Genomic DNA, 13,008 nt, shown 5'->3' on the forward strand with positions numbered 1-13,008 from the left:
GGTGTGTAAGCGTAGCGATACGTTGAGCTAACCCATACTAATTACCCGTGAGGCTTAACCATACAACACCCAAGAAGTGTTTCTGGCCTTGTAGCAAATACGAGCGAATTACTTACATCAGCTTTCTCAGATTGAAGATTTTGCCTGGCGGCAATAGCGCAGTGGAACCACCTGATCCCATGCCGAACTCAGAAGTGAAACGCTGTAGCGCCGATGGTAGTGTGGCATTCGCCATGCGAGAGTAGGACACTGCCAGGCACCCAATACAAGAAACCCCGCTCACTCGAGCGGGGTTTTTTATTGCCTGAAATTCAGCACTCACTGGAGGGCAAACGGGCACTATGGTGCGGTCTCCCGCCGTGTTTTCTGATACTCGCATTCATCATCCCAGCCAATATCGGGTTGTTTGTGGCCTGTATCTGCTCAATATCTATTCGAAAGCCTGCATTCTGGATATAAAAAGCACAGAATGTGATGCTTCTACCTTTCTTGTCATGCCTGCTCTGGTTTAATTCCCGGGTCCACATCGATGGACCAAGGAATCACAATAATTTGAGGAATGGACACATGTTCAAAAGAACAGTAACGATGATGCTGGCGGCGGGAACCCTGGTATTAGGCGGTTGCGCATCCAATGGTGGTGCAGAGCAGGCAGCGGCGGACAACAGCGACTTCGGTGGCAAGTCCATCTACCTGCGTGGTGAGATGAACGACTGGATGGCCACCGACGAAAGCAAGGTCGTCAAGGTTGCCGACAAGCTCTACATGGCCAAGGGGACGCTCAAGAAAGAGTGGGCTCCTTACAAGTTCAAGTTTGCCGACTCCGGCTGGAGTTGTGGCACCAACTTCGGTTACAAGAGCCCGAGCGATGGCGTTGCCGTGCTCGGCGGGGAACCTGTACCGGTCAACCCGTGCTCCAAGTATGAGGACATGAAGTTCTCGCCCGAGGCGGATGGCGTCTACGAGTTCTATCTGAATATGGCGGGTGAGACACCGAGCGTATACGTCAAGAAACCCTGAGATAGCCCTTCGCGTTAAATCTCTCGGGAATTGAACCGGTTGAATGCCCTGGCCCAGAAATCTGCTGGCCGGGGCATTTTTTTAGGATAGAATCTGCGCCCTTATCACGACAGAATTACTATATATTGTGTTTGTGATGTAAACATTCACTATTAGTAGTGTTTTTGACATAGAGATGCTGCTGCATTCATATGAGGTTAATTGAACATGGCCAAATCCATCCCTGTGCTGGAGGGTGTCACCGCCGCCCGTCAGATCCCCCTGCAGGAGACGTCCCTCGAGATCTGGGACAGCAAGTATCGCCTCAAGAGCAAAGACGGTACGCCCATCGACGGTACTATCGACGAGACCTACCAGCGTGTCGCTCGCGCGCTTGCTGCGCAGGAGCGCGAACCCGACACCTGGTATGAACCCTTCCTGTGGGCCCTGCGCAATGGTGCCATTCCGGCGGGCCGTATCACCTCCAACGCCGGGGCGTTTGAGCACAAGCCGGCGACCTCCACCATCAACTGCACCGTCTCCGGCACCATTGAGGATTCGATGGACGATATCCTCGGCAAGGTGCACGAGGCGGGGCTGACCCTGAAGGCGGGTTGCGGCATCGGTTACGACTTCTCGACCCTGCGACCGCGTGGAGCCTTCGTCTCGGGAGCGGGGGCCTATACCTCCGGGCCGCTCTCCTTCATGGATATCTACGACAAGATGTGCTTTACCGTCTCCTCTGCCGGTGGCCGTCGTGGCGCCCAGATGGGCACCATGGATATCCGTCACCCCGATGTCGTCGAGTTCATCCAGGCCAAGCGGGAGGATGGTCGCCTGCGTCAATTCAACCTCTCCCTGCTCATCACCGAAGAGTTCGTCAGTGCGGTGAAGGAGGATGCCCCCTGGCAACTGATCTTCCCCTACACCGCCAAGGAGGTGGAGCAGGATGGCATCGCGCTGGATGACCCTGCGAGGGTGGTCTGGGCGGACTGGCCCAACAAGGAGGGTGTGGTGATCAACGAGTTGGGCCAGGTGGCCTGCAAGGTCTACAAGGCCCTGCCCGCGCGCAAGCTGTGGAACGTCATCATGACCTCTACCTACGACTATGCGGAGCCCGGTTTCATCCTGATCGACAAGGTGAACCAGATGAACAACAACTGGTTCTGCGAAGAGATCCGTGCCACCAACCCCTGCGGTGAACAGCCTCTGCCGCCCTATGGGGCCTGTCTGCTGGGCTCGGTCAACCTGACCACCTTCGTGCGCGATCCCTTCACCGAGCAGGCCGCCTTCGACTGGCCTGCGTTTCGCAAGGTGGTGGCCATCTTCACCCGTATGCTCGACAACGTGGTGGAGATAAACCAGCTGCCGCTGGCCAAGCAGCGCGAGGAGATCACCGCCAAGCGTCGCCACGGCATGGGCTTCCTGGGGCTGGGCTCGACCCTCACCATGCTGCGCATCAAGTACGGCTCTGCGGCCTCCGTCGCCTTCACCGAACAGGTCTCCCAGGAGCTGGCGATGACCGGCTGGCAGGAGTCTCTGCGTCTGGCGAAGGAGAAGGGGCCGGCCCCCATCATGGAGCAGGAGTTCGAAGTCACCGGCAAGATGCTGCGTCTGCGCCCCGAAATGGCGGCAGATGGCATCAAGCTCGGCGACAAGGTGAAGGGCAAGGTGTTGCATGCCCGCTACAGCCGCTACATGCAGCAGGTGGCCGAGGTGGATCCCGCTCTGGTGGCCGAGCTGGCTGAGGTGGGTGGACGCTTCACCCATCACAGCAGCATAGCGCCGACCGGTACCATCTCCCTGTCGCTCGCCAACAACGCCAGTAACGGCATAGAGCCGAGCTTCGCCCACCACTACAGCCGCAATGTCATCAAGCCGGGCAAGAAGAGCAAGGAGAGCGTGGATGTCTACTCCTTCGAGCTGCTGGCCTATCGCGAGCTGGTGAACCCGGCCGCCATGCCCTATGCCGAGGAGGAGGGTAGCCGCCTGCCGGATTACTTCATCACCGCGGACGACGTCACGCCGACCGGGCACGTGGATATCCAGGCGGCGGCCCAGCGCTGGATCGACTCCTCCATCTCCAAGACCGCCAACGTGCCGACCGATTTTCCGTTCGAGCAGTTCAAGGATATCTACCTCTATGCCTCGGACTCCGGCCTCAAGGGCTGTACCACGTTCCGCTTCAACCCGGCCGCCTTCCAGGGCGTGCTGGTGAAGGAGAAGGATCTGGAGAACACCAGTTACGAGTTCACCCTGGAAGATGGCACCGTCATCACGGCGAAGGGGAACGAGGAGATCGAATACGATGGCGAGCTGCACACCGCCGCCAACCTCTACGACGCCTTGAAAGAAGGCTATTACGGCAAGTTCTGAGGACGAGACATGGTCAAGAAAATCGACAGAAAAATCGTCGCCTACAAGGTAAAAACCCGGGATGAGCCGCAAGATGCGCCGACGCCCCAGGATGACGTGGTGCACATGCATGAAACCGTGTTGCGCCCGGAGCGGTTGATGGGCACCACCTACAAGCTGAAAACGCCGGAACACGTCTCCGAGCACTCGCTGTTCATCACCATCAACGACATCATTCTCAACGAGGGCACGGTGCACGAGACCCGGCGCCCGTTCGAGATCTTCATCAACTCCAAGAGCCTGGAGCACTATCAGTGGATAGTGGCGCTGACCCGCATCATCTCGGCGGTGTTTCGCAAGGGAGGGGACGTCACCTTTCTGGTGGAGGAGTTGCGCTCCGTGTTCGATCCCAAGGGGGGGTACTGGAACAAGGGCAAGTACGTGCCCTCTCTCATCGCCGAAATTGGCAACGTGATCGAAACCCATCTCACCGAGATCGGCATGCTCAAGGTGCCCGGGTTGGACGAGCACCAGCAGGCGTTCCTGGCCGAGAAGCAGGCGCAATTGCAGGCACAGCAACAGGCAGAAGAGCAGCCGGCGGGCAGCGGTTTCCCACCCAGTGCCGCGCTCTGCTACAAGTGCCACACCAAGGCGCTGGTGCAAAAGGATGGCTGCATGACCTGCCTCAACTGCGGCGATTCCAAGTGCGGTTGAGTGATAAAGGGAGATAAATAAGACCGGCCACCGTGCCGGTCTTATTTTGTTTGCTTTATATACAACAACTTGCCGCGAACAAAGGATGTTGCACGCTGGTGAAATCGGGCGTAGCGTTGGGGGTAATAAAACTGTCACGGCCGTGTGGTTTCAATGACATCTGAGATTCACACACGTGGCACCTTCAGTGCCAAGGAGGATGCTTATGGACAACACGGACCGAAAGCTGTTTATCCTGGATACCAACGTTCTGCTTCACGAACCCCTCGCCATCTACTCCTTCAAAGAGCACGACGTGCTCATCCCCATGACGGTGCTGGAAGAGCTCGACAACATCAAGGATCGCCACAAGGACGTCAGCCGCGATGCCCGCATCGCCATCCGCGCGCTGGAAGACGTATTCCGTGACGCGACCCCCGAGCAGATAGTGCAAGGGGTGGCGCTGGCCGGTGAGGCGAGCGGCCATATCTCCATCTTCAGCGATCACCATCTGCCCCAGGATGCCGAGGTATTCACCGACAAGGAGGCGGACAACCGCATCATCAACGCCGCCCTCTACCTGCAAAAACACGAGATGAAGCGCCAGGTGGTGCTGGTCACCAAAGACATCAACATGCGCCTCAAGGCCAAGGGGGCGGGACTGGCCCACGTGGAGGATTACCGCAGCGACCAGCTCATCGACGACATCCGCCTTCTCGCCAAGGGTTTCCAAGTGGTGCCTGGCAGCTTCTGGGAGCGGGTCGGCGAGTGCGACAGCGAAACCCATGGCCGCGATACGGTTCACGTCATCGATGCCAACCTGCTGGAGGGAGTCCACGTCAACCAGTACCTGCTGGACGAGGAGAACTTCTTCGCGGCCAGGGTGCTGAGCCACGACGGCAACAAGATCCGCCTGAAAGATCTCGGCCGCGAGCGGCTGATGTCCCGCAAGGCTTGGGGGGTGCACCCCAAGAACGTCTATCAGGGCATGGCGCTGGATGCCCTGCTGGATCCGCACATCGACCTGGTGATCCTGACCGGCCCGGCCGGCTGCGGCAAGACCCTGCTCGCCATGGCCGCGGCCCTTGAGCTGGTGATCGAGAAGGGGATCTACGAGAAGGTGATCGTCACCCGCAATACCCCGGAGATCGCCGAGAGTATCGGCTTCCTGCCCGGCACCGAGGAGGAGAAGATGATGCCCTGGCTGGCGGCGGTGACCGACACCCTGGAAGTGCTGCACAAGCAGGACGAGAACATGAGTGGGTCCCTGAGTTACATCATGGAGAAGGCCAATATCCAGTTCAAATCGGTCAACTTCATGCGGGGGCGCAGCATCCAGAACACCTTCGTGCTGCTGGACGAGTGCCAGAACCTGACCGCCTCCCAGATCAAGACCATCATCACCCGCTGCGGCGAGGGGACCAAGATCGTCTGCTCCGGCAACCTGGCCCAGATCGACTCCAACTACCTGAGCCCGGTGACCTCGGGTCTGACCTACATCGTCGAGCGGTTCAAGGACTTCGACGGCAGTGCCAACATCTTCCTGAACGGGGTGGTGCGCAGCCGGCTGGCTTCGTTCGCCGAGGAAAATCTCTGATTTGACGGGATCTCTGCATGAGAAAGGGGAAGCCGGACGGCTTCCCCTTTTTTGATCCCGCCTATCTCATGCCTCTCTCGGTCGGCCCAGGTAGCGCAGCAGCCCCGGGTGATCGCTGCTGTGCAGGATATCCGGCTTGCCCTGCAAGGCGATGCGTCCTGCGTCGATGAAAAGCACCTGATCGGCGATGAGCTGGGCATCGTCCTGGGAACGACAGGGAGATACCATCAGCTTGTCAGCCCTTCACTGTGGCGCCAGAGCGCGGCCCAGGTAGCGCAGCAGCCCGGGGTGATCGCTACTGTGCAGGATATCCGGCTTGCCCTGCAAGGCGATGCGTCCCGCGTCGATGAAGAGCACCTGATCGGCGATGAGCTGGGCATCCTCGGGGTTGTGAGAGACCATCAGCACGGTGATGCCCTGCTCGCAGGCGAGGCGGGCGACCTCCGCCAGCATCTCCCGGCGCAGGGCCGGATCGAGGGCCGAGAAGGGCTCGTCCAGCAGCAGCAGCGGCCTGCCCCGCACCAGGGCGCGGGCCAGCCCCACCCGCTGCTGCTGGCCGCCGGAGAGCTGCTCCGGCAGGCGCGTCAGCATCTCCCCCAGGCCCACCTTGTCAGCGGCCTCCTGCACCTGCCTTTTCTGGGCCGGATTCAAGCGCAGGCCGGGATGCAGGCCGATGGCGATGTTGTCGAACACCGACAGGTGCAGGAAGAGGTTGTGATCCTGGAACAGGGTGGTGACCGGGCGCTCGGCGGGGCCCAGTGACAGCAGATCCTGTCCGTCGAAGGTGAGAGTGCCCGACTCCACCGGCACGAAGCCTGCGATCATGCCGAGCAGGGTGGACTTGCCGGCGCCGCTCGGACCGATGAGGGCGGTGATCTCCCCCTTGGGCAAGGTCGCGCTGAAGGTCACCTGCCAGTCGGGATAACTGGTGACCAGTTCCTCAATTACCAGCATGTTTGGCTCCTGAATGTCGTTTTATAGAACAACAAGTAAGAAAAATTGATGAAAGGCAGCGTGAGTGACTGCCCCAAGGGGCGCCCCAGGGACGTGCCCGGCCGGATCCTGGGGGCAGGGAGGCGGCAATGCCGCCGGGGATCAGTGATCCACATGCCTGCCTCCCAGTCCCCGCTCCACCAGCCAGAACAGGGAGAAGCAGAGGGTGAGCAGCAGCAGGGCGGTGGCGGCCGCCTCGGTCAGCCGGTAGCTGCCGAGCTGTTGATAGAGCAGCCAGGGCAGGGTAGTGAGGGTCTGGCTGCCGAACATGGCGATGGCCCCGAGATCCCCGAGGGACAATATCATCGAGAGCGCCATGGCCAGGGCCAGCGGACGGCGCAGCAGGGGCCATTCCACCAGGCGCAGGCGATGCAGGCCGCGCACCCCCAGGCTGTCCGCCAGCCGATCGTACTGGCGCACCACCAGTTGCATGGGGGCCGAGAGGGTGCGCAGCACATAGGGCAGCGCCATCAGGGCGTTGACCAGCACCACCAGCCAGGGGCCCAGGGCAAAGACGTCGGTGAAGGGCATGAACAGGATGAAGAGGCCGGTGGAGAGCACCACCGCCGGGATCATCAGGATCATGGAGCCGCTGGCCTCCCACAGGGCGGCGGCCCGCCGTTTGCGATCCCGCACCCTCAGATGGCGGCTGGTGAGCAGCAGCCCGGCGCCGAGCAAAGTGGCCAGGGAGCCAGCCGCCAGGGCTATGCCCAGGGACTGCCCCCCTGCCTGCCACAGCCGGGGTGAGCCGAGCGCCGCCAGCAGACCGGGGTTGAACCCGGCGACCACGATGGCCAGCAGGGGCGGCAGGAAGATGGCGAGCCCCATGGTCAGGGCCAGGCCATCCACCAGAGCGCTGCCCTTCTGGTGTCTGTCGGGACGCAGGCAGGGGCGACGGCTGGTGAGGCGACTGGCCGGGGTGGTCTGCAGCTTGTGTTGCAGCAGGAGCAGGGCCAGGGTCAGCAGCAGTTGCACCAGGGCGAGCCCGCCAGCGGTGGCGAGATCGAAGTCAAAGCGCAGCGCCTGGTAGACGGCTACCTCCAGTGTGGTGGACTTGGGGCCGCCCCCGAGCGCCAGCACTGTGGTGAAGCTGGTGAAGCAGAGCATGAAGATGAGGCTGGCGAGCCCCGGCAAGATGCCGCGGATGAGCGGCCACTCCAGCAGCCGGAAGATGTGGGAGGAGCGCATGCCGAGCTGGCTGGCGAGGCGCCAGGAGGACTCGGGGATGCTCTCTATGCTCTGCAGAATGAGGCGGGCGGCCAGCGGCATGTTGAAGAAGACATGGGCCAGCAGGATGCCGAACAGGCCATAGAGGTAGTTGCCGGGATCCATGCCCAGGCCGTGCAGCAGTTGCGGCAGCCAGCCCTGGCGACCGTGCACCGCCACCATGCCGAAGATGGCGATGATGACCGGCAACACCAGGGAGAGGCCGAAGAGCTTGAGCAGCAGGCGGCGTCCGGTGAAACGGCGTCGCGCCAGGGCCCTGGCCACCGGGATGGCAAGCCCCAGGCTCAGCAGGGTGGAGAGCAGTGCCTGCCAGAGGCTGAAACCCAGCACGTGGCGCAGGTAGGGATCGCCTAGCAGGGCGCGGGGGGAGAGGGTCCCCGCCTGCCACAACAGGGCGACCAGCGGCCCAATGGAGAGCAGCAGGATGACCAGGGTGGCTGCACTGCCGGGCAGCCACCAGAGGGAACGACGACCTGAACTCACTGGGTGACGGCTTGCAGCCATTCGCGGATCCATCCCTTGCGGTTGGCGGCCACCTCGTCAGAGCTGAAGGTGAGCGGCTTCGCTACGGTGATCATCTGTTCGAACCCCTTGGGCAGCACCACGTCTGTCACCGGATACATCCAGTTGCCGCCGGGGATCTCGTTCTGGAAGGCGGGGCTCACCATGAATTGCAGGAACTGGTCAGCCAGTTTGCCCTGTGTGGCGCCCTTGAGCTTGGCCGCTACTTCCACCTGGCGGTAGTGCCCCTCCTCGAACGCGGCCGCCCGGTACTGGGGCTTGCTCTCGGCGACCAGGTGATAGGCGGGGGAGGTGGTGTAGGAGAGCACCATGTCCGCCTCGCCGTCGAGGAACATGCCGTAGGCCTCTGACCACCCCTTGGTGACGGTGACCGTCTTTTTGGCCAGTTGCGCCCAGGCGGTCGGTGCCTCATCCCCGTAGACCGACTTCATCCAGAGCATCAGGCCCTGACCCGGGGTGGAGGTGCGGGGATCCTGATAGATCACCTTGATATCGGGGCGCGCCACCAGCTCCTTCAGGCTCTTGGGGGGCTGCTTGAGCTTGTTGCTGTCATAGACGAAGGCGAAGTAGCCGTAGTCATAGGGGACAAAGGTGTCGTCTTGCCAGCCACCCGGTACCTTGAGGCCATCGAGCCTGGTGGCATGGGGGGCGAACAGGCCGCTCTGCTTGGCCTCGCTGATGAGAGCATCGTCCAGCCCCAGCACCATGTCGGCCTTGCTGTGCTGGCCTTCCAGCCGCAGCCGGTTGAGGATGGCGACGCCATCCTCGAGGGGTACCAGATTGAGGGTGCAGCCGCACTCCTTCTCGAAGGCCTGCTTGATCTTGGGGCCCGGCCCCCATTCGGCGGCGAAGGAGCCGTAGGTGTAGACGGTGAGGGTGTCGGCGGCAAACGCCTGGGCAGAGAGCAGGCTGGTGGCGATCAGCAGCAGGGTCTTCATCAATGGCACTCCTGTGGATGTCGGGGTGCTCATCAATGGCACCTCGCGTGTGGTGAGCGCCGGCGGATGAGGGCACAAAAAACGCGCGCCATGCCTCAAATTCCTCCGCCAGCATTATCTGGATCAGGTTCACGGGTATAATCTCAGCGGTAAACCGCACCCCGTTTGAGCAACGCATCGCATTGTATTGGCGTTCCTGGGGGGAGGCCAGCACTATGTTTCACGGGCCGCATCGTGCGAGCCACCACCAAGGAGGAAGTCCCCAGTGATCACCAGCACCAAGGAAAGACGTGCCTTCCAGCGCATGGTCATCAATGCCCCCGTCACCCTGTTCCAGCATCAGCAGGTGCTGGAGGGGGTCTGCCGGGATCTCAGCGCCAACGGCATGGGCGTCGAGGTGAACAAGCACGCGTTCGATCTGGCCCAGCCCATCCGGGTGAGCCTGGCGACCAGCAGCAATCTTCTGCCTCCCTTCGAGGCCCAGGCCCGCATCGTGCGGGTGCTGGAGGAAGAAGACGGTCTCCTGCTGGCGCTGGAGTTTCTCTCCCTCACCTGAGACCCGGGCGCCCGTCCTCCTCGAGACAGGCCAGCCATGGGCTGGCCTGTCTCATTTCCCCTCATCCTGCACCGGCTGTACGCTCAACTGGCCGCTGTCGACCAGCGTTTTGCTGGTGGGCGCGAGCTGGCCCATGGGCAGCTGGGCCGGGCCGGTCGGCTCCATCAGGAGGTAGGTCTCCCCCGCCCGGCTCAAGGTGGCTTCCCCCGGTTTGGCTGGCAAGGCCACCCCCAGCAGGGCGTGTCCCGGCACGAACACCATGGCCTGCTTGAGATCGGGATACCCCTGGGCCAGCAGGGCGGCCATCAGGGTCACCTTGCTGTCGCAATCCCCCCGGTTCTGCTCCAGCACCTGGCGCGGGCTCAGAAACCCCTTGCCAGAGCGGCCCGACTGGCTGTCGAGCAGTTGATAGGGGATGGCCTGGATGAAGTCGAGCATGTGGGCCACCGTCTTCTGGCGCGCCTCGGTCTCGGTGGCCCCTTCCTGCTTGAGCTGCTCCATCAACGGGGCCAGTTCGTCCCGGCTCTCCAGGGCGATGCGCACATGATCCTGCTTGATGGCGGGAGCGCCGTCGGGGGCAGTGAAGGGCTGGAAGTAGTGCTGCGTGAGCCAGGCAGCCTCCAGTTTGGCCTGCTCGGGCTTGACCCATTGGGAGGCTTCCCGCGCCTTGTTGGCGTTGCGGCTCTTGATGCTGAGGCTCATGGCGGGGCGAACGAGGGAGAACTGCACCTCGGGGAACGCCAGGGGGGCCTGTTGCAGCAGGCTTTGCAGTACGTCTTCCTGCATCCTGGCCGGACGGTAAGCGATGAGAGGGGGCAGCTTGCCCGCCTCCAGCCGGTAGCTGAGCTGCTGCGCCTTGCCCTCCCTGTCCTGCCAGCCGACGTTGAGCTGACCGCCACTGTTGGTGAAAGAGGTCTGCCCGCCCAGGGCCGGGAGGCTGAGCAGCAGGCAGAGCAATGAAAGGGCGCCCCTTGCGGACATGGGTGTCTCCTGTCGGACATGCAGAGGTGGCGGGCTTTGTACAGCGACCCGACAATAAAACAGGGAGCCTTGGCTCCCTGTTGATTCTACTCGCTTTCTTGTCGCAGGCTCGTCAAATCCAGCTTGGCTGCTTCGCCTCGAAGGCGCTGATGGCGGCCTCGTGCTGCAGGGTCAGACCGATGGCATCCAGCCCGTTGAGCAGACAGTAGCGACGGAACTCGTCGATTTCGAAGCCGAACGTGAGGCTGCCTGCACGCACCTGGTTGGCCTCCAGATCCACTTCGATCTCGATACCCGGCTGGGCGGCGACCAGCTGGAACAGGGCGTCGACCTCCTCCTCTTTCAGACGAACCGGCACCATGCCGTTGTTGATGGCGTTGCCGTAGAAGATGTCGGCAAAGCTCGGGGCGATCATGGTCTTGAAGCCGTAGTCCGCCAGCGCCCAGGGGGCGTGCTCGCGACTCGAGCCGCAGCCGAAGTTCTCGCGGGCCAGCAGGATGCTGGCACCGGCGAATTGCGGTTTGTTCAGTACGAACTCCGGGTTGGGCTGTTCCCCTGCATCGTCCAGGAAGCGCCAGTCGTGGAACAGGTGCTTGCCAAAGCCGATGCGGTTCACCTTCTGCAGGAACTGCTTGGGAATGATGGCGTCGGTGTCGACGTTGGCGCTGTCGAGGGGAACGACGATCCCTTTATGCTGTTTGAAACCTGTCATGTACGTTCCCTCTTACAGTGCACGAATGTCGGCGAAGCGGCCGGTGACGGCGGCGGCGGCGGCCATGGCCGGGCTCACCAGGTGGGTGCGACCGGCACGACCCTGACGCCCCTCGAAGTTGCGGTTGCTGGTGGAGGCGCAGCGCTCCCCCGGTTGCAGCCGGTCGTTGTTCATGGCCAGACACATGGAGCAGCCGGGCAAACGCCACTCAAAGCCTGCCTCGATGAAGATCTTGTCCAGCCCCTCGGCCTCGGCCTGGGCCTTCACCTGCTCGGAGCCCGGCACCACCAGGGCCTGTACCCCGGCGGCGACCTTGCGGCCACGGGCGATGGCGGCAGCCGCGCGCAGATCCTCGATGCGGCTGTTGGTGCACGAACCGATGAACACCTTGTCGATGGCCACGTCGGAGAGCTTCTGGCCCGGTTGCAGGTCCATGTAGGCGAGGGCCTTGCGGGCGGACTGCTGCTCCACCGGATCGGCGAAGGATTCCGGTGCAGGGATGGGCTCATTGACGGCAATCACCTGGCCCGGGTTGGTTCCCCAGGTCACTTGCGGGGCGATGTCGGCTGCGTCGAGCACCACTTCGGCGTCGAAGTGGGCACCTTCGTCGCTCTTGAGGGTCAGCCAGTAGGCGATGGCCTGCTCCAGCGCCTCCCCCTTGGGAGCGAACTCCTTGCCACGGATGTAGTCGATGGTGGTCTGGTCGGGGGCAATCATGCCAGCTTTGGCGCCGAGTTCGATGGCCATGTTGCACACCGTCATGCGCCCTTCCATGGTGAGCCCCTCGATGGCTTCACCGGCAAACTCTACCACGTAGCCGGTCCCGCCTGCGTGACCTACCTTGCCGATGATGGCGAGCACCACGTCTTTGGCGCTGATGCCTGCGGCCAGTTTGCCGTTGACAGAGATACGCATGGTCCTTGCGCGGCCCTGTTTCAGGGTCTGGGTGGCCATCACGTGTTCCACTTCGGAGGTGCCGATACCGAATGCGAGCGACCCGAAGGCGCCGTGGGTGGCGGTGTGAGAGTCACCGCAGACGATGGTGGTGCCTGGCAATGTGATGCCGAGCTCGGGGCCCATCACGTGGACGATGCCCTGGTATTTGTGGTTCAAGTCATAGAGACGAACCCCGAACGCCTTGCAGTTGGCGGCGAGTGTCTCCATCTGGATGCGGGCCATCTCGCCGGAGGCGGCGATGTCCTTGGTGGTGGTGGAGACGTTGTGATCCATGGTGGCCCAGGTCAGATCCGGGCGACGCAGCTGGCGGTTCATGGCGCGCAGGCCGTCGAATGCCTGGGGGCTGGTCACTTCATGCACCAGATGACGGTCGATGTAGATGAGAGGGGTTTCCCCTTCCACTTCCCGCACCACGTGGGCGTCGAACACTTTCTGATAGAGGGTCTTGGACATTGCTCGGTTTCCTTGTTATCGATGC

General features: G+C 62.2%; 12 protein-coding genes, 1 rRNA gene and 1 riboswitch. Of the genes, 6 read left to right on the plus strand and 7 right to left on the minus strand.

From position 1 onward, the window contains the following. Positions 1-143: 143 nt before the first annotated feature. The 5 genes from rrf to AB5Y50_RS02675 all read left to right on the plus strand — a co-directional run bounded on the left by rrf (position 144) and on the right by AB5Y50_RS02675 (position 5,644). Positions 144-258: ribosomal RNA gene (rrf, locus tag AB5Y50_RS02655) — 5S ribosomal RNA — on the plus strand. A 309-nt stretch (positions 259-567) separates the two neighbouring features. Beyond that, positions 568-1,020 (plus strand): pullulanase, encoded by a 453-nt coding sequence (locus AB5Y50_RS02660; protein ID WP_029313820.1) that lies wholly within the window; start codon positions 568-570, stop codon positions 1,018-1,020. A gap of 207 nt (positions 1,021-1,227) precedes the next feature. Then, complete coding sequence (locus AB5Y50_RS02665) at positions 1,228-3,375, plus strand: adenosylcobalamin-dependent ribonucleoside-diphosphate reductase (RefSeq protein ID WP_043156171.1); 2,148 nt, start codon at positions 1,228-1,230, stop codon at positions 3,373-3,375. Between the two features lie 9 nt (positions 3,376-3,384). Further along, on the plus strand, positions 3,385-4,068 hold the full coding sequence (locus AB5Y50_RS02670; protein ID WP_010673144.1) for a hypothetical protein: 684 nt from the start codon (positions 3,385-3,387) through the stop codon (positions 4,066-4,068). A 205-nt stretch (positions 4,069-4,273) separates the two neighbouring features. Then, entirely contained in the window at positions 4,274-5,644 is a 1,371-nt protein-coding gene (locus tag AB5Y50_RS02675; RefSeq protein WP_042078269.1) for a PhoH family protein, read from the plus strand. A 66-nt stretch (positions 5,645-5,710) separates the two neighbouring features. On the opposite strand, the gene AB5Y50_RS02680 is transcribed toward AB5Y50_RS02675, so the two are convergent. The 4 genes from AB5Y50_RS02680 to thiB form a co-directional block, all read right to left on the minus strand. Next, complete coding sequence (locus AB5Y50_RS02680; protein ID WP_164882965.1) at positions 5,711-5,872, minus strand: hypothetical protein; 162 nt, start codon at positions 5,870-5,872, stop codon at positions 5,711-5,713. Positions 5,873-5,887: 15 nt separating this feature from the next. Continuing rightward, on the minus strand, positions 5,888-6,598 hold the full coding sequence (gene thiQ, locus AB5Y50_RS02685; RefSeq protein ID WP_049637131.1) for a thiamine ABC transporter ATP-binding protein: 711 nt from the start codon (positions 6,596-6,598) through the stop codon (positions 5,888-5,890). A gap of 141 nt (positions 6,599-6,739) precedes the next feature. Beyond that, positions 6,740-8,368: a thiamine/thiamine pyrophosphate ABC transporter permease gene (gene thiP / locus AB5Y50_RS02690; protein WP_049637130.1), complete on the minus strand. Its 1,629-nt coding sequence runs from the start codon at positions 8,366-8,368 to the stop codon at positions 6,740-6,742. Then, the gene (gene thiB, locus AB5Y50_RS02695; RefSeq protein ID WP_049637129.1) at positions 8,344-9,324 is read right to left on the minus strand and encodes a thiamine ABC transporter substrate binding subunit; all 981 of its coding nucleotides are present in this window, start codon (positions 9,322-9,324) and stop codon (positions 8,344-8,346) included. Before thiB ends, thiP begins: the two co-directional genes overlap by 25 nt. An 83-nt stretch (positions 9,325-9,407) precedes the next feature. Then, a riboswitch (TPP riboswitch) is annotated at positions 9,408-9,498 on the minus strand. Between the two features lie 91 nt (positions 9,499-9,589). Here thiB and AB5Y50_RS02700 point away from each other — a divergent pair. Continuing rightward, entirely contained in the window at positions 9,590-9,880 is a 291-nt protein-coding gene (locus AB5Y50_RS02700; protein ID WP_039041182.1) for a PilZ domain-containing protein, read from the plus strand. A 51-nt stretch (positions 9,881-9,931) separates the two neighbouring features. Here AB5Y50_RS02700 and AB5Y50_RS02705 read toward each other — a convergent pair whose 3' ends face one another. From AB5Y50_RS02705 to leuC, 3 genes are all read right to left on the minus strand, one after another. Continuing rightward, positions 9,932-10,861: a hypothetical protein gene (locus AB5Y50_RS02705; protein ID WP_049637128.1), complete on the minus strand. Its 930-nt coding sequence runs from the start codon at positions 10,859-10,861 to the stop codon at positions 9,932-9,934. Between the two features lie 112 nt (positions 10,862-10,973). Further along, positions 10,974-11,573, minus strand: coding sequence for a 3-isopropylmalate dehydratase small subunit (gene leuD, locus AB5Y50_RS02710; protein ID WP_039041180.1), 600 nt, complete (start codon positions 11,571-11,573; stop codon positions 10,974-10,976). A 12-nt stretch (positions 11,574-11,585) separates the two neighbouring features. Beyond that, positions 11,586-12,983, minus strand: coding sequence for a 3-isopropylmalate dehydratase large subunit (gene leuC, locus AB5Y50_RS02715; RefSeq protein WP_041211113.1), 1,398 nt, complete (start codon positions 12,981-12,983; stop codon positions 11,586-11,588). Positions 12,984-13,008: the final 25 nt, after the last annotated feature.

The sequence above is a fragment of the Aeromonas sp. s6 genome, from assembly GCF_040907815.1.
GTDB lineage: Bacteria > Pseudomonadota > Gammaproteobacteria > Enterobacterales > Aeromonadaceae > Aeromonas > Aeromonas caviae.